Consider the following 23617-nt stretch of genomic DNA (forward strand, 5'->3'; position numbering starts at 1 on the left):
TCCGCTAATACGACTGGCGGTGAAGGTGATGCTGGAAAAGGAAGGCCATACCATTCTGGCCGAGGCCGATAACGGCGTGGATGGCCTGGAGATCGCACGCAAGCTGTTGCCTGACCTGATCATTCTCGACCTGAGCATTCCCAGGCTGGATGGTTTTGCGGTGATTTCCCACCTCAAGTCCATAGGCCTAGCTGTGAAGATCTTGATCCTGACCTCGGGCGATTCGCGGAATTTCGCGATGCGCTGCCTGCAGGCCGGGGCGGCTGGCTTCATTTGCAAGGACGACAATCTCGAGGAATTGGTGGGCGCTACGAAGGCAGTACTGTCGGGATACTCCTATTTCCCCGAGAGCACTATTCTAATGTTGCGAGAGAACGTCCAGGCCGCCAATCAGGAAAGCACGCTTATTGCACAGCTTTCCGACCGAGAAATTACTGTGCTCAAGCTGCTGTCCCAAGGCTTGGGTAATCAGGAAATCGCAGAAAGCTTGGTAATCAGTCATAAAACGGTCAGTACCTACAAGGTTCGTCTGCAGAGAAAGCTCAATGCATCGAATCTCGTAGCCTTGGTGGAGATGGCCAAGCGTAACGGCATCGCTTGAAAGCTGTTGGGGCCCCCGGGATGCCTGTTGTGGGGCAATCATGAGGTGCGCAATTCGAACGTGATTCCCACGACCATGCGCCCAAGACTAGCCTTGCCGCAGCGAGCGCGGAGCTGGGCGTGAAGTCTCATGCCGGAACCTGTATGGGATGCCTGTCTGAGCGAAGGGGGCGATACCTGGTTTCATCGGTTCTGCATCAGCGAACAACAAGTGATGCAGGCAGCCGCTAGTTGCGTTTTTGGCCAGGCTGCGCTTAATCGCTTGCCGTCAAGTTTTGTAAACTCATCTCTCTGGCTGGTCATCTTCTTTGCCGCTCAATCCTCTTCCTTGCCCCCCTTACAGCGTCGACTCCGGCGCCCCAGGCCCTGATCGTGCCACTGATAACTTTCAGGTCCGCTCAAGTCCGTCGGAATGCCTGCCACCAACCTCGGGAGTAATCTAAAGGGCTGCATTAAAGAGTTCGTTATATGACTTTGCCGGGGGGCATGTGCAGTCAGAACTCAAAAAATAGCCGTCTTCCATTATTTAAAGCAGTGCTCTTCGATGGCTGGAGTATTGGTGATTTGGTTGGATTGTTCTACAACATGTAGAGGGTTTTTTTCAAAGTTTTATATATTCAATGGAATTGATTCGGTGTGTAGGATTTATACCGGCATCTTGTAGGATTTGTCTTAGGTGTCTGAGTGAAATGGCTGCTTTTTCGAATGCCCAATTTGTCTTTTAATTATCTCAGTGGTTCGTAGAGAGCTCACTTTAAACCAGCTCCATATTGGGGCATCAATAAACAGACATATAGAGTTCGATAAATGAAAATCAGCCAACTGCTTCTGGCTCTGGGGATGAGTGGTGTAATGGTCGGTGTGGCATCTGCTGCTCCACTGCCTGCTAATACTGTTTCCAAGAAAGTTACCCTGACTGCTCAGATCAACGATGCCATCTTCATTTCCAAGCCGGATGGTTCGACTTGGTACAGCACTGAAGAGCTGGATGCCAATGACTACACGCAGAAACAATTCACCAAGACTCTGCCTGTTCGCATCTGGACCAAGAACGCCGAGTTCAACACGTCGCTGGCTCAGCCGCTGAAACTGTCCAATGGCAGCTATCAGATGGCAAATGCCAAGGTAGTGTTGGGCAGCGCCCAGGGTGAAAAAGAAATCACTTTCGGTACTGCTCAGAAGATCACTCAGGTCCTAAGTACCGCTGATGGCTATGACGAAATTCATGACGTGAAGATTACCGTCGATGCTCCAGCTAAGGTTGGCACTCTGAGCACCAACGGTAGCTACAGTGGTGATCTGGTAATGCTGTTCGAGCCTGTCGCTGCTGCCGATCCTAAGCCGTAATTACTCCATGTGGTAGGGCCTCGACCAGTTCGGGGTCCTTTTCAGAAGGTCTCTATCTTAAAGAAAAAATAGCATGTTTGCCTATCGCTACCCGTTTCGACTAAATAAGCTTTGGCTGAGTACGCTTCTGGCTGTTTCATTCCAAGCAGGAGCCCAGGTTAAAGTATCTTACGGTGTGCCGGAAGGCTTTAGTGCGGCTGAGATGGATAACGGTGCAAAATATATGGCTACCTTCAATGGGAGGACGCTACCTGGGTTCACAACCTACTCTCCTATAGACGGTAAGCTAGTATTTGACTCGGTTGGGTATGAAGAGAATGGAGTATCCCTGCAGGATATAGAAGTTATCCGTAATGTGTTGTCTCAGGTGGACTATAAGCTCTGTCACAATGGATGTGATTTAAAAGCGGGAGAGTACTACGTCACGATTGACAAGTTGCGCCGTTCGCTCGTTATTCGCGATTCGCGCAATGACTATCTGGCACCCACTACTACATGGGGGTTGGTCAATAACCAGGCATTGGATCTGCGTGCTTCTTCAGAAGGCTATCGAGCTCTGAACCTGGCGGGTAATACCTGGTTGGGTATGCCTTCGCGTAGCTTCGGCTATATGAACTGGTTTGCTAACCAAACCCAGACGCGTAATTACAGAAGTCGTAGTCAGGGAGTTTCGTCCTACTACCTTCAGAAGAATTTTTCGAGTACCTATTTACGGGCCGGCAAGCAGAACAGTATCGACTATGCCTCAGGCTCGGTCAGCACCCTGCTTTCACCGAGCTTCGACCAATTTTTGACCTTTGGCAGCCAGGCCTATTTGAATGCTGACCGCAATGCGGGTTCTCTGATTCTGTATTCCACGTCCGAAGGTAACTATGAGTTCTACCGCAACGGTCGCCTGATCCTCAAGCGCCCAGCGGCGCTGGGGCGTAACGAGATCAGTTTCGTTGACCTGCCCGGCGGCTATTACCCGGTCGAAGTCCGTTTGGTTGACCGCAACGGTAACCTGGTGACCCAGGAAAACCGTCAGATCAACAACGTTAACTTCAGCGCCACCGGCAGCGGCAACACATGGAGTGTGACCGCAGGTAATGAAATGAACGGAGGAGGGCAGTTGGTTCAGGGCTCGATGAGTCGCAATATGCGTCAGTTCTATTTGAACGCATCCGCCGTAAGCGGTGGTCAGGGCAGTTGGGCGAGTGAAGTGAACGTCACGCGTCCGAGCAAGATCGGCAACGTTGATATCAACCCGACGTTGGGTGTATTGAGCGGTGAGCGCACCACTGGCGGTTATCTCAATCTATCGATGACCAACGACACACTGGGCAGCCTCATGGTGAGCCGCTATCAGAACAACAGTGTGTCGCGCTTCTATTGGGGGGCTCCAAGTAGCAGCCTCTCCTATAGCCGGAACGTGGGAGGAACCACCTTGGCCTACAACTACCAGAAGTACAATCGAGGTGAATCGCAACAGGCCGAAGTGCGCTGGAACTATCGCCCAAACGGGCTGTGGTCGACGTTCTCGGTTGGTGTTCAGAAAGATGGCTACTCGCAGGCCAAGGGCAGCTACGGCGTGTATTTCAACATGACCTGGATGCTGGATAACGTTCAGGCCAGTTTCAGCGCGTCGCAAAACCGTGGGCAAACCCAATTGAGCGGCGACTACCGCAAGGATTTCCAGGACAGTTTTGGTACCTCGACCACCGGCGTGACAGTCAGCCGCATCGATAGGCGCAACAACGTCAACCTTTATGGCAGCCGCTCCGGTACGCGAGGAGACGCGTCCCTCAATCTGGGGCATAGCGACACCGCCAACAACTTGGACATGAACTACCGCGGCATGTTGGCTGCCAGCGCCGATGGGATCGCACTGGGTCGTTACAGTAATAGTGGCAGTGCCATGTTGCTCAAGACGCCAGATGTTCCGGGTACCCGATACGGCTTCAGCGTCGAGGGCAGTCCAGTTGCAGGTAACGGCACATACGCGATCCCGCTCAATAGCTACAGCGACGTTACCTTTGCAAGGGTGCTGAGCAGTGGTGAAGACATGGATATGAACATCGAGGTGCCGGCGAATATCGTCCGTGCCCACCCGGGCCAGGTGTATGCAGCGCAGGCCAAGGTCGATATCAACATGATTTACAGCGGCTTCCTGGTGGACGCCAGCGGCCGTCCGATTGGTGGGACGATTCTGGAAACGGGCGACATTGCCCATCCCAATGGCCTGTTTTCGATATTCAGCAAGTCGGTGCTAGCGCAAATCACCGTCGATCAAATGGGGCGCCGCTACAGCTGCGACCTGAGAAACGCAACCGGCAACTATTACCACTGCCTGTAATTGATCATCCGAAGAGGAATGAACCATGAAATTGCGAACCTCCCTGTTCATGCTGATCGGCCTGGTGCTTCTGGCCTCAGGGCCGGTGCAGGCCGAGGGCCAACTGATGGTGATGCCCGCTACCACGCGGGTCTTCAACGCCCATGAGCAGACCGTCACCGTGAAAAACATGGGAGATGCGCCGCTGTATCTCTCCATATCCCTGCAAAAGGTCATGAATCCGGGCCTGGTACCGGAAACGAAGGTGGATCTGGGTCAGCTTGAGCACCCCGGCGTGCTCGCCAGCCCGGAAAGACTGACGTTGGGCCCGGGCCAGAGCCGCAAGGTCGGCCTCAAGTCGCTGTTCGAACCGGTGGATGAAGAGCTGTACCGTCTGTATATCGTGCCGGTCAGGTCGTTGAAGGTAGACGATGCGCCCAAGGACAAGATCAGCGCACCGATGTCGGTGGCTATTGGCTACGGTGTATTGATTCGGCATATGCCGCCTCCGGACAAGCAGCGCAGCGGGTGGAGCCATAGCTGCGACACGAGTGGAATAACCTTGGTCAACACCGGCAATGTGCGCTATGTGTTGTCGGAGGTAGGCAAGCGTGCAGAGACCGTTGCTTTGTTCCCTGGGACTTCTCAGCACTTCCCCGGCAAGACGCTGAGCCTTCGGGACAACCAGGTCCGGACGCTGGATTGCACGTGATGAAGCGCACGACAGGCTGTTTGTTGGGGCTGTTGCTGGCCCTATTCGCCATGCAGGGCATGGCGGCGGGAGTACTGAAGCTCTCGCGTACCGAGCTGAAGCTGGAGCCCGGTAAACCTGCGCCCGAACTGTACGTCGAAAACACCGGGGATACTCAGCTGTACCTGGAGGTGGAACAGAAGCTCCTGCTCAACCCCGGGCAGACTCCCGAGCATCTGGTACCGATCCAGGAGGTGGAACGACCAGAACTGCTGGTCACGCCCGGTCGATTGGTCCTGGCGCCTGGACAGAAACACCGCATGGTGATCAAGGAGCTTGAGCTTCCCTCGCGAACCCAGATATGGCGGGTGACTTTCCGCCCCAAGGAACGGTTGGTCATCAATGCGGGCGGAGGTGCGCCGCCCCCTCTTGTCGTCAGTGTCGGCTATGGCGCAGTGATCTATCAGTTAAGCAGTGATGGAAAGTGATGAGCGTATGGCCCCCTAAATATCCCAGTGGCGACCTCATTTGCTTTTGTATATGGCTGGAACGCCATAATTAAAAATAAAAGTAATGACTGTATTTTATGATTATATTTCTCGATATGTAAAATGGTTGTAGAGAGCCTCGAGAAAAAACAAATAATTTAATACCGAAATATTTAGCGCACACTCTAAGTGCGGAGACTTGAATCCATGCGCTTGAAAAGTATTTACCTTGAGTCCAAGATGATTATTAAATTAGTTAGTTATGTACCTTTGTCAGTTTTTGTAGCATTGATTTCGTGTGAGGCACATGCGTATGCATTAAAGCTTGACGATATAAGTAATTCTTATTCGAGCTGTTATTTTCAGGATAATGGCAATGGGACCAGTACACTATCGACTGTTATCGATTATAAAACGGCGACAGGGCATACGGGCGGGACTACATTCAAGACTCGAGGAATCTTGCTTTATAGCTACGATAAAAATGGATCGGCGGCAAATTCAACACCGGTGAAATTTGTCACCATGGATGGAGTGGCGAGCAGTAACATCATGGTAGGTTCAGGTTATTATATGTATTTCGTCACGCCATCTACTACCCTTCCTTGGAGTATTAGCGCCCCAGTTGCTGTTTCAGTCAAGCTCACTGTTTCTAATAGTTCAATAGCTGCTTGGCCTGCGCTTTCCATTCGGGCTGGTAACTATACAATGGGCGATGATGTTGGAGAGATCAAGGGCGCAGCTTATATAACTAGGGACAGAGATAATGGTGGAAATTGCATAGTAATTACCGATCCGGGAAAACCACCGCCGCTCGATATAAACATCACCGTATCCGCACCAGACTGGGATGTGGGTGATCTGCAGCAAGGTGAGTCCGACACGACGCTCAACCGTACTGACCAACAGCTTTGTTTCAGCTACAACGCGGGGGATGTTCTAAACGAGAAGTTCATCATCAGCGCCAGCAACGCCAATGGTGTGTTGAACAACCGCTACCAGCTCCGACATCTGTCAGATACTTCCCAGACGGTGCCCTACAGCCTGACGCTGGACAGTGGCAACACGCGTCTGCAGCTCCCGAATAACAGCACAGCGATTCCCCTTGATGGCGGTAACCGCACCTGTTTTGTGCCCACATTCAGAACCGAAGTTGGAAAGACTGTGAAAGAAGGCGACTACAGCGACGTGCTGACCTTCACTCTCACCACGAAGTCCTAGGAGGCTATAGCGATATGAAAAGACAAACCTTCGTGTACCTATTCCTGGCACTAGGATTGTTACCAACGTTGGCGTCGGCTGCGGTGATACTTAAAGGCAAGACCAGCAGCAAGGTGACAGCGCATGTCAGCCGCCCCAACAATCTGTTTGTGACCGACGATAACGGGGGGTGGTTCGAACAAGGGCTGGAAATGCAGCAGCTCGGTGGTTGGGATACCCCTTACGAGGTAGGCGCTCGGCTGCGAGTGGTTTCGAGCAGTGGTCTGTTTCAGGTGCGTCTGGACGAGCCCTTGCAGATACGCAACCAGGCCAACCCCGCACTGGTGTTCCACACGCCGAGCGTGCGGCTCGGAACGGAAGGCGAGAATCTGAAACTCCTCGCGGTCGGCCAAGGCACTGAGTTTCGTAATCCGGCATCGCCCTCGGAAGGGGACGACTCTATTGGTTACTATGAGTTGGCGATATCAGCTTATCCTCCTGAAGGCAGCTTCAAGGATAATACGGGCACCTATAGCGGGGTTCTGTCGCTAACCTTCGAACCGGTGGTGATAGAGCCCTGAGCGATGCCCATGCAACTACTACCCTTCAAGGAGAAGTGAACATGCGCTTGTCCGTTTTTTCTGCTTTGCTTGTATTGCCTTTCCTGGCTATCCCCGCACCGGCTTTTGCGCTGATCGACATTTTCCCCAAGGAAATCGTCGTACGGGACAAAGCGACTACTGTCCAGGTCATCAATAATGGTGACCGTCCGGAGTATGTATCCATCACCCTGTCACGTCTGCTCAATCCCGGGGCGCAGGTGAGCAGCGAACGGCTGGAACCTATTGCGCTGATGAGCAAGCCGGTGCTCTATGCTTTTCCTTTTCGCATTACATTGGCTCCCGGGCAAAGCAAGACCATTACCTTGAAGCCACTCGCGGCGGTCGATCGGGAGCAGGTTTACCGTCTGGACGTCAAACCCGTCATCAGCCTGAATGAGACCGAACACCGGGCGACGTCGGGCAACGTGGTCGTCAGCCTCAGTTTCAGCGGGCTGGTCCGCCAGCTTCCGGACGTCGAAAAAGTCCAATTGTCCGTCACATGCAAAGGTTCGGGAGCTCTCCTGACCGCCAGCGGGAATGTGCGTTACCTCGTAGAGGGGGTTAAGGTAGATGGATCGAACGTAGACCCTTTCAATGTTTACCCAGGTGAGCCAAAGTTGTTGAGCGGGAAGTCTATTTCAATCCCTGGCCAGCCTTCCTGCTAACCGAGCTTTTGTTTTCACTTGCCAGGATTTGAAGGGGCAAGTCCTGGCTCGCCAATATCTGCGTTTGTAGTGGTCTAATGAAACCGGACACCCTTTTAGGCGAGAATACTCGCCAGATCGAGGTGTCAGATGACCAAACAACGCCGTACCTTTTCCGCTGAATTCAAACGCGAGGCTGCCGACCTCGTGATCAAGCAAAACTACAGCTTCATCGAAGCCAGTCGTTCGCTGAGTGTTGGTGAGTCGGCGCTGCGCCGCTGGGTCGACCAGCTTCAGCAAGAGCGCACCGGCGTCACGCCCCAGAGCAAGGACCTGACACCAGAGCAGCAAAAAATCCAAGAGTTGGAAGCTCGGATTGCTCGCCTCGAGCGTGAGAAATCAATATTAAAAAAGGCTACCGCGCTCTTGATGTCGGAAGATCTCGAGCGTACGCGCTGATCAATCAGCTAAGCGTCCATGAGCCTGTTGACTGCTTGTGCGAGGCGTTTGAGGTCGCTCGTTCGGGGTACTACGCGCATCGTCTAAGGCGGCGAACACCAGATGTTCAGCGGCTCAGGCTGCGTAGCCGAGTGAGCGAGTTGTTCACCCAGGGCCGAAGTGCTCCCGGCAGTCGAAGCATCACGTTGATGATGCAAGAAGAAGGTGAGCAAATTGGACGATTTAAGGTACGCAGGCTGATGCGTGAGCTGGAGTTGGTCAGCAAGCAGCCAGGATCACACGCCTATAAAAAGGCGAAAGTAGAGCGGCCGGATATCCCAAATATATTGAACCGAGAATTTGATGTCGAAGCGCCCAACCAGGTCTGGTGCGGCGACATCACCTACATCTGGGCACAGGGGAAATGGCACTACCTCGCGGTTGTCATGGATCTTTACGCTCGCCGAGTGGTGGGGCTGTGCGTTATCAGAAAAGCCGGATGCAGACTTGGTGATCAAAGCGTTGGACGTTGCTTACGAGCAGCGTGGCAAGCCGCAAGGTCTGCTATTTCACTCAGACCAGGGATCGCAATATGGCAGCCGCCACTTTCGCCAGCGGCTGTGGCGTTATCACATGCGTCAGAGTATGAGCCGCCGAGGAAACTGCTGGGATAATGCGCCGATGGAGCGGGTTTTTCGCAGCTTGAAAACAGAGTGGATACCAACCACTGGCTACATGACCGGCCACCAGGCTCAGAGAGACATTAGCCAGTACCTGATGCATCACTACAACTGGATCCGACCTCATCAATTTAACGATGGATTGGCCCCAGCGAAAACGGAAGAAAAACTCAAAACCGTGTCCGGGATGAGTTGACCACTACAGTTTCTCAAAATCCTTCACCCTCTGCTGTGCCGATAGACGATCGGCACAGTCTGCACTCTGATAGTTGAACCACCGGCTTGACCCCGTGATCTGAAGGCGAACCGGCTTGCTATCAGACTTTTCTTTGGGTATTTAAGGAAGGTCTTCATGGTTTTCAGGTTTCTACTGGCAGGCAACTATTTGGTGTAGCGCTAGTATCGGGCTTTCTCTTACCCGGTATCGCATCATGTTCATCAACAGTACTGACAGTCCCAAGTGCCTCCTGTACAGCCCATCCCCCGGCATGCTGCTCAAATACTGGGCATCGATGAATGCCATTGGCATCTATAACGTTACGCCCTGCTCGATCTGGGCAAAACTCATCGATACCCCGCGCTCGGCATATCGTTACGACGTGTTGTTGTACGACCATCTGGGGGATCTGGGCAGTCTCAAGGACAGTTTATCGATTCTGGATAAGCGCAGGATCGCCTGGCACATCATGGTGCTGGCCCATACCGAAGCCGAACCACGCCACCAACTGTTGGCCTGGGCCCGGGAGAATGGCATCGCGTTGCTCGATATCGCCAGCCCGCCGATGGACAGCGGGACGTTGTTGGGTATGCTGGACAAACGGGTTGCCTGACTTTAATCATCGGCTCAGGCCGGTTGACTGAAGACGCGCTCCAGTTCAAGCATGACCTGTTCGACGCATGCGACTTTTCCTTCCAGGTCTGGCAGCAGGCCGGAGCATGCGTCTTCCAGTTCCCGACAGTAAACGATCAACTGCTCATCCTTGAGTACGCGAGCTGCCCCCCTAATTCGGTGGGCCAGTTCGCCCAGGGCCGAGGTGTCTTGCAGTTGCGCGTGAAGGCGCAGTTTCTGCAGGTCCTGGCGGATGCTTTCCAGCAGCTCGCGGATTAGGCTCTGCACCATGGCGGCATTGCCTCCGGCCAGTTGCGTCAGGGCATTGATGCCGACGCGGTAGCGCTCGCTGGATCGGTCCGGATCGACTGCGCCTGGCTCTGGTTTGAGCGAGCGCCGGGTCTCGAATGACAACATGCGTTGTTCCAGCACATCGAGGTCGACCGGCTTGAGGAGACAGTCACTCATGCCGAGTGCGATGTAGCCATCGATGTCCTCCGGTTGTGCATCGGCGGTCAACCCCAGGATCATGCAGGGAGCGACGCCCTTTTGCTTTTCTTCCTGGCGAATGGCTTGGGTCAGTTCGCTCCCTGTCATCACTGGCATATGACAGTCGGTGATGACGATATCAAAGTGCATGCTGCGCCACAGTTTCAGGGCGACGGCACCGTCTTCGGCCCCCAGGGCCTCATAGCCGAGAAAGTCCAACTGCTGGAGGAGCAACTGACGGCTCATACCATGATCGTCGGCCACCAAAATACGCATATCGCCATGACGATGCGCCTGGTGTTGCCGCTCGTGTCGAGGATTAATCAGCGGTGCCGGTTCCAGCCGGGTCAGCGTCAGGTCGATATCGATTCGCGTACCGGTACCTGGCGTACTGCTCAGATACAGGGCGCCGCCCATCATTTCGCAGAGTGAGCGGCAGATCACCAGCCCGAGGCCTGTGCCGCCCCGTCCATTCATGGGGTCCTGGTTGACTTGGGCAAAAGGCTGAAATAATTTCAGCTGATCGTCTTCCGAGATCCCGATGCCGCTGTCTTCCACCTGCATCTCGAGCGCCAGGGTGCAGGCGTCGATATGTTCGCCGCTGATATGGACCTTGACGAAGCCAGTGTTAGTGAACTTGATCGCATTGCCAAGCAGATTCGACAGCACCTGTTTGAAGCGCATCGGATCGATCAGAACGTCGCTGTTGATGCTCGGGTCGAGGTCGAGGATCAGTTCCAGCCCCTTTTGCCGGGCCAGCCCGTCGAAGACCCGTACCACCGACTCCACCAGATGGCGCAGGTTGCTGCGCCGGGGAGATAGGCTCAAGCGCCCGGACTCGATGCGTACGATGTCCAGAATGTCCGCGATCAGCTCCAGCAAGTTTTTCGCCGAGGCATGGGCGATTTCGATGCTGGGCCGATCAACCAGGCCGCGGTCCGCACGTTTCAGGGCCAGTTCCAGGGTGCCAATCATGGCGTTCATCGGGGTGCGTATCTCATGGCTCATAGTCGCCAGGAACTGGGTCTTAGCGCGGCTGGCGTCGTCGGCACTGTTCTTGGCGGTTCTCAACTCTTCGATCAGCGCATACTGCTCGGTAATGTCGAGCCAGCCGCAGATCACGCCTCTGATCGTCCCGCCTGAGTCGCGAAACGGCTGGATCCAGTGATCGATCCAGATTTTCTTGTTCCCCAGGATGATCTCGCAGCGTCGCTGGAGGGGTTCTCCGCGCTCCATGGCGTTCAGGTAGTCCCGATGGAACTCGGGGGCGGCTTCGAAATATTGGCCGGGCATTTCCAGCGCAGTTTTTCCCAGAACATCTTTCAGGGAAAGGTTCAGGGCGTGTTCGTAGCTGCGGGCGCACGATAGCATGCGCCCCTCTCGATCACGCACATAGATAGGTCGGGGCATGGCGTCGCTGAGGGTTTGCAGAAACTGCAACTGGTCACTCAGCACTTGCTCGACAGCTTGGCGTTTACGCACTTCGCGGCGCAGCAAGAATACCTTGACCAGGATGCTCGCAACGATCAGTAAGGCGACTGCGACGATCTCGGCGATGACCTGGCGATAATCGCGCCACGTCTGCCCACTCATCGCGGAGTTGGGGCGCCAGCGGTTGGTAATCGAGTTCATCTCGTCGGGAGGAATGCTCAGAATCACTTTATTCAGGATCGACTGCAACTCGGTATCGCTGCGGCGCATGGCGAAGTTAGTGGTGGCCGAATTACCGCTGGTGATGCCGGCGATTTGCAAGCGGTTGTCGTAAAGACGGATGGTGTAGTAGCGCGCAATGGACAGGGACATCATGGCGGCATCCGCACTGCCGTTGGCGACCATGCTCAGTGAGTCAAGGGTGGTAGCCGGGGTAATGAGCTCGATCTGCGGGTACTTTTCACGGAGCAGGGGAATGACTGCCTGGCCATTGGCGATCGCCAAGCGTTTACCGTCCAGGCTCTGCAGCCCGTCGAACTTGGCGCCGGAATTGGCGGTGACCACGGCAAACGAGCTCGTGGCAAAGGAATGGGTAAAACGCAGGAAGGTTTCCCGTTCCGCAGTGGGGATCAACATGGTCAGGTCGGCCTCGCCTGTTCTCAGGGCCTGTTGAAGATTGTTGAAGCTTCCGGTGCGCGCGACCTGAAACTGCAACCCAGTGCGTAGGGTGATTATGTTGAGCAGATCGGCGGTAATGCCGTTGAAGTTGCCGTTGGCGTCAAAAAACGCAGCAGGGGCCAGGTCGTCGTTGATCACCATGCGCACCACTGGGTGTCGGGCTATCCAGCGTTGCTCCTGTGCGCTCAGGACGACTTTGTCCCCAGGGAGGACATAACCGCCTCCTGCCCAGCGCTTGATGATGTAGGTAAGCTTTAATCTGCCCAAGTCATCGATGCTTTTGTTGAGGATTTGCAGCAGAGGCACATTGTCGTGTTTCAAGGCAAAGCTGAACCCATCGGAGTTCCTCCCCAACGTCCGATCAAACTTTACATAGTTGAAAAAACTCTGGTTGATCATGTAGTAGGCAGACAGTGAATCGCCCAGATAGATATCGGCATGTTCGAAGGCTACTGCGGCCATAGCCTCAGTCTGCGATTTGAAAAGCGCAAGCCGGGCTCCCGGAAATTGTTTCCGTACCTCCTCTTCGGGGCGGTACTCAGCGGCCATGGCGATTGTCATGCCGTGGAGGTCATCTGGCAGCGAGCGATTCTCACCCAGGCGACGGAACAGGGCTGGCGAGTCATCCACATAGGGATGGCTTAGCACCACGGGGCGCGTCATGAGTTCAAAGCTGTTGGCACTGCTCAGCATGTCTACTTGCCCGGACTGCAGTGCGTCGAGTGCCTGGGCACGATCCGGAAGATTAACCACGCTGACTTCGATGCCCAACTGCTGGCTGAGCAAGGCGATTACGTCGGCACTGATGCCCTCGTAGTCATCATCGTCATAAACGATATCCAGCGGCGGGAAGCTCGGCCGCGAGACACCCAGGATCAACTTGCGCTTGTTCCTGAGCCAGGCCCAATCCTGTTCGGATAATTTTATATCCCGATGTTCCGAGGACAGCTGACTCAATAAATGCAGATTTGCAGGCGGCGTGCTGGCACCCAGAACACAAGTACTCATCAGCATAGGGAATGCCATCCCCACAATAAACAATGGTGATATGAAAAAGCTGAACTTGAGCATGAAGTTACCTGAATGGAATCGACCGCCCGTTACCATCCTGGAGAGGGCTTGCAGTTATTGATTTGTTAACTACGGAGTGGAAAGAGCGAATGCGCCTATTAATCCTCAGGCAAAACTGGCTCAGGTATCGGCGTGTTTTCGAACAATCCAGGCGCCGACGATCCAAGGTCTGTTCGACTTGAAATGAAGGCGATGTGTTTGTAGTGGTTTTGCTGCATATACAGGGAAAAGAGCAATCAGTGGCATGGCCTAGCCGGCTGAGATAAGGAGGTTTTCCTCTGTATGGCTAGCCTCCAGGCAATACTGGAGGAAGTGCTCTCCTGACATGGGGCGGGCCAGGCCGAATCCCTGGCCGACAGAGCAGCCCAGCTTGATCAACTGTTTTTGTTGTTCTGCTGTTTCAACACCTTCGACTACCAGTGATATGGCTAGCGACTCCGCCAATCGCACTGCGCCCTCTATTACTGCGCGGCTGCCTGGCCGGGATTCGAGGTCGCGCACGAAGGAGCCATCCAGCTTGAGTTGGCTGAATGGGAAGTCAAGCAGCCGCTTGAGGGATGAATAGCCTGTGCCGAAGTCGTCCATTGCCAGGCCACATCCCATCAGTCGCAGGTGTATCAGATTCTCCAGATGATTGGCGGTCGAACCGACGAGGTCGGTTTCGGTGATCTCGAACATCAGCTTGTTCGCGGATACCTGGTACTGACGCAGAGTCGTTTCAACCTGCTCGGCGAATGTTTTGGATGCCAGCTGTGCGGCCTGCACATTAAAAGCCAGTTCGGGCTCCGGCATATCTCCAGAAAGCGCCTGTTGCAGGGCCAGTCCCTTTTCCAGCATCCGTACGAAGAGCTTATCCATCAGATGGTGTTCTTCTATCGCCGGTAGAAAATATCCAGGAGCCAATACACCTAATTGGGGATGGTTCCAGCGTGCCAGTACTTCCGCGCCTTGCTGCTCGCCACTGTGCAGCGTCATTTTAGGCTGGTAGTAGGGGACGAACTGATCGTCGTTGAAACCCAGCAGGATTTCGGCGAGTGAGGGCTGCTCCGCGGGTAACTGCGGCGCCGGGGACTCAGGGACTGCGCGAAGTTCATCCACAAGCACCTGCATCTGGGCGATATCGGGCATTGCCTCCTGGCCACCGAGAAAATACATCCCGAGGCTACGGATCATGGCGACAGTCGCCTTCCTTAGCGAGGCTTCCAGCGGGCCGCATAACAGCACTGCCCGGACCAGTCTGGCTTCGCCGACCGTCCGCAGGAAAGTCAGGCCCGCTGTGCCGGTGGTGTGCAAGTTGCAGATTGCGATATCTACCCCTCCGCAGCAATGAAGAAGCTCAAGGGCTTCCTCGCCACTAGCCGCTTGATGGACTTGCCCTGTCACCACCTGCTGCAAGCTGCCAACAGTATTTCGTCTATGGAAAGGCTGAGCTTCGAGCACAAGATAATTGAGGTGTCGCATGGCAGATGAACCGGGAGTAGGGAATGGACATACCTTGAAAGAATATGCCCTCTCAGTCGATCAGCGGTTTCCATCTGCGGCGTAAGAGAAATCGCTTCGAACACGAAGATAATTCCTTTGGGCGCATGGCTACCCATCGCGCGAGGCCCTAAACTCTGAGGCATCCGTTTGCCGGAGCGGGCAGGTGGTTTACAGGAACAACGCCAACAGCATTGCATGTCACGGCGACTTTCAGGTCGAGGTGACACCACTGAATAATGGAACATTACGGACAGGGCGACTACACAAAATGATTCTTGCAGACGCTGGGCCACGCCAGGCAGATATAGTGCCCGCAAACCGAAGTGGCATTCTGGTTGGTCGTTGCCACCCATGAAGTTTACCCGGGAAAAAATACGCACACTGACCAAAAATTCGTTGCGTTTGAATTTTATACTGTTGGTTTCGTTCCTGTTTGCCCTATTTTTTCTGGGGGCGAGTTATTGGGCTGTTTACGAGGTGCTGCAAACACAAAGAATCAAGGTTAATTATCATTTTCTTCGATTGATGGGCAGCATCAATGAACATGAATTGTTCCTTTTGCAAACGGTCAGGTTGACCTCATCAAAAAACCATCAGTCGAAACCGGTGGATCCGTATCAGACAATTAGAATGATAAGGCAGAATAAGCTAGATATTTATGAAGTGCAGGGAAGTACACCATCTTCAATGTTCACCTTTGTAACGCCGAATCAAGGTAATGAACCTGTTGATCGTGAAGCCCGGCAACGTAAAATTTCCTTGGGAAACACGCTCGCCAGTTTTCATGAAGGGTTCTGGATCGATTCTCCCTATCCTGCTCCGCAAATGTTCGTGCTTGATCTGAACAGTGACGTTGGAATGGCTATCCCCGCCATTGAACTCTCTTCCCGCTCTGGAAGTCCGGGAAGTACTGGACTGCTAACAGTCGCCGCAAAAATCGAGCAGGTGGTTCACGAGAGTCCATCAGGTTTAAAGGGGATGAAGGTTTCTTGGGTCTCCGGCGGCTACTTTTTGAGCGGCAACCATCAGGAAATCCTCGCTTATATATCCGATAGTTTTTCTGATGAGTATTGGGGGGACCCTGCTAAACCCCGCAATGTCGTTGTGACAACCCTTCTCGAATTGAACAGCATCAATGACTACGGTCCTGTGCTTAAAACTCCGGTCTTTGAGTCCCTGGACGTTATTGCTCCAAATGGAGCTGTTCTTGCCGGTTCGGCAAGTTCCTCAGATAACTACCCAGATGGTTATTACTTCACGTTGAGCGGCTTATTGATTAAGCGTAGCAGTGGTATGGAAAATAGCTGGAACGTTCTTTACCACATCAGCTACAAGCAAATTTTCCAGGACGCCAAGTGGCAATTGCTGAACGTTTTTATTCTACTTCTGTTTTGTGTCCTAGCGGGAAACCTGCTATTCAGGTGGTATCGACGCCGCGTGGTCACGCCGACCGATAAGTTTTACGGCTCGCTGGTAGACAGTAACGCGCTGAGTCGGACGATCATCCAGGCCGTGCCCATAGCACTTTGTGTGATTCGGGAAAAAGGCCGGGAATTGGTCATGCAAAATGATCTAGCTTTGCAATGGCTTGGAGATACCAGTTACATCAGCGAGCTTACTCATGACTGGCATATGTTCGAAAACGGTAAGCCCGTCGTCGGGGAAGCGTGCGCGATTATCGGTGACCTCTATCTGCACGCGCGTTTTGCCCCTGCTAGTTACCAAGATGAAAGCGTACTTTTATGTGCTTTTATCGATATCTCCGCGCATAAGGAAGCTGAATCCGCTCTGCTGGTTTCGCGAAATATGGCGAATGCAGCCAATACGGAGAAAAGTCGCTTTCTGGCAACCATGAGTCATGAAATCAGGACGCCTTTGTACGGTGTGGTTGGCACCTTGGAGTTGCTGAGCCTGACAAGGCTCAGCCTGCAACAGCACGGCTACCTGCGGACCATCAAGGGTTCTTCAAATATCCTTCTGCAACTGATCAGTGACATCCTCGATATATCGAAAATCGAATCCGGTGAAATGACGCTGGAGCTTGACTGTTTTGCTCCGCTGGATATTGTCGAAGAAGCGCTGCGCAACTATTCGGCGATCGCGGACGATAAAGGCTTGCTGCTTTACAGCTGTGTCGATGCGGATATTCCCGGCATGGTCTTGGGGGACTGTATGCGTGTTCGCCAGATAATTAATAACCTGCTGAATAACGCGATCAAGTTCACCAAGACGGGCAGGGTGACCCTGTACTTGAGAGTACTGGGGCGCGAGAGCGGAAATGTGCACTTGCAGTGGCAGGTGGTGGATACCGGGGTGGGGATTTCCAAGGACCAGCAACTTAGACTGTTTCAACCATTCTTTCAGGCCGATAACCAGCAACATGCTACGAGTGGTACAGGATTGGGGCTGTCTATCTGCTGGCAGCTGTGCCAAATGATGCAGGGCACTTTGGACCTTGTCAGCGCACCAGCATTGGGCAGCAGTTTCAGCTTTGAACTGACGCTTCAGGAGGTTGAGTCCGAGGTACAAGCTCCACAAGGTGTCCGGGGCGAGGATGTCACTGTTTACGTCCGATCGCCCGTTCCTGAACTCACCTCTGATTGCTGTCGGTGGTTGGAAAAAACCGTCAAGAAGGTAATCAATCTGGATGAGCACGACGAAGTGCCTGCTGAGGGTTCAGCTGTACTTGTAGAATTGTTGCCTGAGTTCCTGCCCGTGATCGATTGGCAGGGTGCTCGGGTGGTCGCCGAACATGATGCAAGTGTCCAGCCGCAGGGCGGTGCGCAAACCTGGCGAGTGAACCTACATAGTCGTGCCGGCATGGCTCACTCGGTGATGGCGGCGTCAGGGAGCGGCACGCAATCTGTTGCCAGCCTTGACCGAGTTGAGCTTGTAGGAGGGCACCTCGGCTTTAAGGTGTTGTTGGCGGAGGATCATCCGGTCAATCAGTTATTACTCGCCGAACAGTTAGAGCAATTGGGTTGTACCGTGACGCTTGTCGGCAATGGCGAAGAGGCGCTTCGATGCCTGAATCACAAGCAGTTTGATGTGTTACTGACAGATGTGAGCATGCCGCTGATGGATGGTTATGAACTGACGCGAGCACTCAGGCAGGGAAACAGTACGCTGCCGATCATCGCGGTAACGGCGAATGCGTTTCCAGAGGAAGGAGAGCGTTGTATTGCGGCGGGCATGAGCGCCTGGCTAACAAAGCCGATTGTTTTGAAGACATTGCACGATTGTTTAAAAAGGTTTGAGGGCGAGGTTCATGCTCTGCGGCTGGAGCGTCAGGCTAGTGTGGACGTGGTTGCAGAAAACCCTATACCGATATCCGGGCACGTCCTGGAGCTTTTTCTTCAGACCATGGATGAAGACCTTGAGGCAATCAAGGCGGCTATGAGTCGCGATAACTTCGTTGAGGTGAAGCGTTTGCTGCATCGGGTTCGAGGGGCGTTGGCCGTTGCCAAGGCCACCCGCCTCATAGCGGATTGTCGAGAGGTGGAGGCCTCTCTGTCGACAAAGGAGCCGAGGATTGTCACAGCGCAATTGAATAATTTGCTTCTGGGAATAGAAACGTTTCTCATGCATCTTCGAGCAGTCTGAGTACCGAGTGTGCCTTGTCGCGTGCTGCACAAAGTGTGGAAGTCATACATTTAGTCTTTGTGTGGTTGCCAGCGGGGCGCCGCTGCTAAAAGCTCAGCTTGGCAGCCCCGATAGGCACGCAGCTGTTTTTTGTTCCACTCTAGATGTTATTTTGTTTTCTAACGGCCTGAACCAACTCCAAGAGCGTCGTTACATTAAACTTCCTCAGCAATCTTGACTTATACGTACTGACGGTTTTATGACTGATAAATAGCGTCGCAGCAATATCTAGATTTTTTTTGCCCTTGACCAAAAGCCGGAGGATAGTGATTTCGCGATTGGTAAGGGGCGAGTACATGATAGGTGTATTGTGACTGCTGTAAATCTGTGGTGAAGTTACTGCTCCGCTTGGAAAGTAGCTAAGTCCGGACAACAGTGCGTCCACCCCATCGGCGATCTTGTTCATTTCTTCCTCCTTGGAAATAAATCCTGCGGCGCCCAGCTTCAGGCAGCGTAGTGAAAAGTCTGTAGGGGAACTGGCAGTCAATACCAGTACTTTACCTGCGAACCTGTTGGACTTGAAATGGGCCATCACCGAGAGCCCATCCAGTTTGGGAATGTCCAGGTCAAGCACGACTACATCGGGCTCATGCATGCGCACAAGTTGAATCGCATCGACACCATTGCTCGCTTCGGCTAATACCCTGTGCCCATGGTTTTCCAAGAGGATTCGGACAGCGAGTCGAATCAATGGATGGTCGTCCACTACGACTATAGTTCCCATGTGAAAAATTCCCTTTAGTTAATTGAACAAATTCCCCTGTGAATTTGCCATGATTTTCCCGAGTTTCATTGCTGCTTATAAGAATCAGACTTTTCTTGTTTTTGCTCGGATTGCTCTTAATGGTTTTGGTCGCTTTGGAAGGATCAAGGAGTTTACAGCCGATGTTTTTTTTGGGCGAGGCGGGATGGTTTTTTTGTGAAGGGCGGATTTCGGACTTATCTGATATGGCTGAAGGTTCCGTCTTAAAGAGTTTTACTTAAGTTAAAAGGTATTGTTCTGGCCTCTCTTCTGCTGGCGTTATATCTAGCGCACAAGGAGGGGAGCAGTATTTACCATTTTAACTTGCGCAAGACGGACTTTGCGCTTGCTTTAGGGCAAGTAAGGCAAAGTTTGCATCGCTCAGCACACATGAAAAAGGAAGTCATATGAAACGGGTTTTTCTCAAGACTTTGGCTGCTTCAAGCCTGGCAATAGTCGCTGCTACACCATCACTGTCATTTGCCACTGATGGTGTTATCAACTTTTCCGGGAGCATTACCGATGTGACGTGCGACATAAACGGTAAGGCTCCTGGCGAAGGTAACATCACTAATGTTGACTTGGGACACTTTCCTCCTAGCAAGTTCGCCACCGTTGGCACGGCATCCGATTTCGTACCGTTCAAGTTGCAGTTATCGGGCGCGAACTGCACGGATAAAGCCAAAGTTGCCATCGATTTCGAGCAAGTCGGCAACATTGACCCGGTGACAGGTAACTTGAAATTGATCGGGAGTGCCCCGGCCCAAGGCGTACAGATCCAGATCTACAACGACACGAAAGACAGCAACAAAATTGTCCTCGGCCAGGCCGAAACGTCCCCGCAGCAGGCCGTCGTCGCGGGTAACACGGCGACGCTGTCGTATAAGGCGTCTTATGTTTCCACAGCGCCACTGGCCGGGATAACCGCAGGTTCGGGTATTTCGTACGTTCGTTACACGCTGTCGTACCAATAAAACGGTCGGATACTAGGAGCTAGCCCCATGACGCCGATAGCGCGTGTGTTTTTCTCTCTCGCCATCGGCGTCGTGTTTCTGGGCGAATTCAGTGCCGCCCGGGCTGCCATTGTGCTCCAGGGTACTCGGGTGGTGTTTGCCGCTAGTGTTCGGGAAGAGACTGTGCAAATCAAGAACGAAAGTGATGCGCCTGTCTTGGTTCAAAGCTGGGTGGATGATGGGCGCGTCGATGTACCTCCTGAGCAGATGAAGGTGCCGTTCGTGGTCGCGCCTGCAGTGGGGCGTGTTGAGTCCGGTCAAGGTGCGGTACTCAGGATCAGCTATACGCAAGAGGCTCTTCCTACAGACCGCGAGTCACTATTCTGGCTAAACGTCATGGAGGTGCCTCCCCGTCAGGCCTCTGCTGAAAACGTGTTGCAGTTCGCTTTCAGGACCCGGATCAAACTGTTTTTTCGCCCGTCGCACTTGCCGAGCAATGTCGACTCTGCAGCGCAACAACTCACCTGGAAGGTGAGGACCGATACCGCCACCGGTAGCCCTGCAAAACTGACGCTTCTAGTCAGCAATCCGTCGGCCTATTACGTCTCGCTTGGGGACGTGAAACTGTCTTTCAAAGAGAAGCTCATGACTGTAGGACCTCGAACTGTTGCTCCGTTCAGTTCGGAGCTTTTCATTTTGCCCCGGGCAACAGCCGCGGAGTTTATGCACGCGTCGGTTCGCTACGAGGTGATCAACGACTACGGCGGTCGGCGCATGCTGCAAAAACCTCTGGCGGAATAACTGCCCCCGTTCACTCCTTCGCTTGGTGCTCAAGCCGCAGAGACCCTTGGTGTTGCTATGTTGATTTCACTCCTGTATCGATCGGGTCTTCCCGCTCGTGTTGTACGATCGTGCCCGCGTAAGTCTGCGCCGTGGACGCGTCACCTGGTTGGATTGACCTCCCTGGTGGTGCTGTCAGTGAGCGCTCGGGGCGAGTTTGTGCCGACGGCCATGAGCGAAGCGGTGGATGCAGAACCTGCAAAACAGGTGACCTTCGACGCACAGATGCTCAACCGGGGCGAAGGCAGTACGCCGATCGACATCACTCGGTTCGAGCGAGCGGATATCGTCCTTCCCGGGAAGTACCGCGTCGATCTGCTGGTCAACGGTCAGTGGCGTGGGACCGAGGATATTGAGTTCAAGACTGTCGTCGGGGAGGACAGTGCCCAGTTTTGCTATGACCGCGCGCTGCTGATACGTGCCGGTATCGACTTGGTGCACAGTGCCAAAGGCCAGGGGGCTGGCCAGGAAAAGCCTGCGGTCCCGGAGGGGAAGGTGTGTGCTCCTCTGGACCGGTATGTGCCCAGTGCCTCGGTAAAGTTCGATGCGGCGCAGCAGAAGCTTTATATCGTCGTTGCTCAGTATTACCTGCAGTTTTCGTCATCCAGGACCTACATCGATCCCGATGCCTGGGACAGTGGTGTCACTGCGGGTCTGCTCAACTACAACACCAACCTGTTCAGCTCGAAGAACGCGGGAACGAGCTACACCAGCGGCTATGCCGGGCTCAATATGGGGCTCAACCTGGGGACTTGGCGCTTGCGCCATAATGGCACTGCCAACTGGTCATCATCATCGGGCAGCCAGTACCAGCGCGGTTATTCTTATGCCCAGACCGATGTGACTGCGTGGAACTCTCAATTGCTGCTGGGCGAAAATGCCACGAGCGGGGAGCTTTTCGACGCAGTTTCCTTTCGCGGTATTCAGCTATTCAGCGATGACCGCATGTTGCCCGATACGCAGCGCTATTACGCGCCCGTTGTGAGGGGGACAGCGAGTTCCAACGCCAAGGTTTCCGTGTATCAGCGTGGCTATCTGGTCTATGAAACAACCGTGGCCCCGGGCACCTTTGAAATCGGCGATCTGCAAGCGGCAAGCTTTGGTGGCGACTTGCAGGTTACGGTGACGGAGGCCAACGGGCAGACCAGGTCTTTCACCGTACCGTTTGCTACCACCGTTCAGCTGTTGCGCCCCGGCTCCACACGTTATAGCGCGACGGTTGGTCAAGTCACCGAGCTGGGCCTGGGTGCAAGCAAACAAGTTGTGGCGCAGGGCACCTTACAGCGCGGCCTGGATAACCGTTTCACCGGTTACGGTGGATTCGCGCTGACCGACAGCTATATGTCCGGCCTGTTCGGTACTGCTCTCAATACGGAAATTGGTGGTTTTGCCGCGGACCTTACATTGGCACGAACCGATCTGGGTGATGGAACGCACCTTGAAGGTTCAAGCGCAAGGCTCTCGTACAGCAAGAACCTGCCCAATACAGGTACCCACTTTTCTCTGCTGGCCTATCGGTATTCCACCGATGGGTATCTGGGTTTACACGATGCTGTCGTGCTGCATGACCTGATGCAAAGAGACCCATCAAACGCCGATTCTTTGGCGCGCTTGCGCAGTCGCCTGGACGCGAACATCAGCCAGCATCTTGGCGGGGAGGGGGGGCACGTCTATCTGAATGGCGCGTCGATAGGCTACTGGAATCAACCCGGCAAGACACTAACCTACTCCTTGGGTTACACCAACCAGTGGCACGGTAACAGTTATTCGATCATGGCGCAGCGTACCCAGGGTTTTTCGGGGAGGGGGCTATATGGAAGTGCCGGAAACACCAATACCTCTCTGACGTTAAGTGTTTCTATCCCGCTGGGGCGCGAGACACGCGGCGCGCCAATTCTGAGCGGGTTTGTCAGTCATGACGATTTATCCGGGACCAGGGTTTCCAGCGGAGTGTCCGGCACTCTGGATGAGAGGGGCAATGCCGCTTATTCGCTCTCATTGTCCCGTGACGAGCAGACCCCCGGGGCTACCAGCAATGGCAGCCTTAATTACCGGCTTCCTCAGGTTTCCCTGGGCGCCAGTCTTTCGCAAGGACCGGACTATCGTCAGGGTTCGGTCGGTGCATCGGGCGGCGTGCTATTGCACGAGGGGGGCGTGACGCTATCTCAGCCTTTGGGCGAGACCATCGGCCTGGTGCATGTGCCGAGGGCAAAGGGTGCGCATGTGGGATATGGCGGAACTGATGTGGACGGTAATGGCTACGCAGTCGTGCCGAGTCTTACGCCTTATCAACTCAATAACATCGACATTGATCCAGCAGGGATGCCTGAAGATATCGAACTTCAGTTCAGCACCCGAAGCGTTGCCCCGCGTGCAGGGGCTGTGGTGATGCTGGCTTATCCAACGCTGAAATCCAGGCCGTTTCTGATCGACAGTCGGCTAACCAATGGTGATCT

At 53.9% G+C, this 23617-nt stretch carries 16 protein-coding genes and 1 pseudogene; 14 read left to right on the plus strand and 3 right to left on the minus strand.

Annotated elements, in window-relative coordinates; genetic code table 11:
* From JFU58_RS10100 to JFU58_RS10145, 10 genes and pseudogenes are all read left to right on the plus strand, one after another.
* Positions 1-601: response regulator transcription factor (locus JFU58_RS10100; RefSeq protein ID WP_201140496.1), on the plus strand; the 601-nt coding region annotated here is incomplete at its 5' end.
* 806 nt (positions 602-1407) lie between these two features.
* Positions 1408-1947, plus strand: coding sequence for a CS1 type fimbrial major subunit (locus tag JFU58_RS10105; protein WP_201140497.1), 540 nt, complete (start codon positions 1408-1410; stop codon positions 1945-1947).
* Positions 1948-2020: 73 nt separating this feature from the next.
* Positions 2021-4282, plus strand: a complete 2262-nt coding sequence (locus JFU58_RS10110) for a TcfC E-set like domain-containing protein (RefSeq protein ID WP_201140498.1) — start codon at positions 2021-2023, stop codon at positions 4280-4282.
* Positions 4283-4307: 25 nt separating this feature from the next.
* Positions 4308-4973 (plus strand): hypothetical protein, encoded by a 666-nt coding sequence (locus JFU58_RS10115; protein ID WP_201140500.1) that lies wholly within the window; start codon positions 4308-4310, stop codon positions 4971-4973.
* A complete protein-coding gene (locus JFU58_RS10120; RefSeq protein WP_201140501.1) occupies positions 4973-5440 on the plus strand; it encodes a hypothetical protein in 468 nt (155 codons plus the stop codon). Before JFU58_RS10115 ends, JFU58_RS10120 begins: the two co-directional genes overlap by 1 nt.
* Before the next feature lie 207 nt (positions 5441-5647).
* On the plus strand, positions 5648-6661 hold the full coding sequence (locus tag JFU58_RS10125; protein ID WP_201140502.1) for a hypothetical protein: 1014 nt from the start codon (positions 5648-5650) through the stop codon (positions 6659-6661).
* Between the two features lie 14 nt (positions 6662-6675).
* Complete coding sequence (locus tag JFU58_RS10130) at positions 6676-7221, plus strand: hypothetical protein (RefSeq protein WP_201140503.1); 546 nt, start codon at positions 6676-6678, stop codon at positions 7219-7221.
* 41 nt (positions 7222-7262) lie between these two features.
* A complete protein-coding gene (locus tag JFU58_RS10135; protein ID WP_201140504.1) occupies positions 7263-7907 on the plus strand; it encodes a hypothetical protein in 645 nt (214 codons plus the stop codon).
* 129 nt (positions 7908-8036) lie between these two features.
* A pseudogene (locus tag JFU58_RS10140) lies at positions 8037-9200 on the plus strand (IS3 family transposase).
* A gap of 235 nt (positions 9201-9435) precedes the next feature.
* Positions 9436-9834 (plus strand): hypothetical protein, encoded by a 399-nt coding sequence (locus JFU58_RS10145; protein WP_201140505.1) that lies wholly within the window; start codon positions 9436-9438, stop codon positions 9832-9834.
* Between the two features lie 14 nt (positions 9835-9848).
* Here JFU58_RS10145 and JFU58_RS10150 read toward each other — a convergent pair whose 3' ends face one another.
* The gene (locus JFU58_RS10150) at positions 9849-13310 is read right to left on the minus strand and encodes a transporter substrate-binding domain-containing protein (protein ID WP_201140506.1); all 3462 of its coding nucleotides are present in this window, start codon (positions 13308-13310) and stop codon (positions 9849-9851) included.
* Positions 13311-13751: 441 nt separating this feature from the next.
* Positions 13752-14963 (minus strand): EAL domain-containing response regulator, encoded by a 1212-nt coding sequence (locus JFU58_RS10155; protein ID WP_201140508.1) that lies wholly within the window; start codon positions 14961-14963, stop codon positions 13752-13754.
* A gap of 372 nt (positions 14964-15335) precedes the next feature.
* Between JFU58_RS10155 and JFU58_RS10160 the strand changes: the two genes are divergently transcribed.
* On the plus strand, positions 15336-18587 hold the full coding sequence (locus JFU58_RS10160; protein WP_201140510.1) for a hybrid sensor histidine kinase/response regulator: 3252 nt from the start codon (positions 15336-15338) through the stop codon (positions 18585-18587).
* A 139-nt stretch (positions 18588-18726) separates the two neighbouring features.
* Here the strand turns inward: JFU58_RS10160 and JFU58_RS10165 are convergent, their stop codons facing one another.
* A complete protein-coding gene (locus tag JFU58_RS10165; protein WP_201140512.1) occupies positions 18727-19350 on the minus strand; it encodes a response regulator transcription factor in 624 nt (207 codons plus the stop codon).
* A gap of 425 nt (positions 19351-19775) precedes the next feature.
* On the opposite strand from JFU58_RS10165, the gene JFU58_RS10170 reads away from it, so the two are divergent.
* From JFU58_RS10170 to JFU58_RS10180, 3 genes are all read left to right on the plus strand, one after another.
* Positions 19776-20342: a fimbrial protein gene (locus JFU58_RS10170; protein ID WP_201140514.1), complete on the plus strand. Its 567-nt coding sequence runs from the start codon at positions 19776-19778 to the stop codon at positions 20340-20342.
* Positions 20343-20369: 27 nt separating this feature from the next.
* The gene (locus JFU58_RS10175; RefSeq protein ID WP_201140516.1) at positions 20370-21122 is read left to right on the plus strand and encodes a fimbrial biogenesis chaperone; all 753 of its coding nucleotides are present in this window, start codon (positions 20370-20372) and stop codon (positions 21120-21122) included.
* Between the two features lie 210 nt (positions 21123-21332).
* Positions 21333-23617, plus strand: a 2285-nt coding sequence (locus JFU58_RS10180) for a fimbria/pilus outer membrane usher protein (RefSeq protein WP_201140518.1), incomplete at its 3' end; no start/stop codon positions are given.

It is taken from the genome of Pseudomonas sp. TH34 (assembly GCF_016650865.1).
GTDB classification, from domain to species: Bacteria; Pseudomonadota; Gammaproteobacteria; order Pseudomonadales; family Pseudomonadaceae; genus Aquipseudomonas; species Aquipseudomonas yamanorum.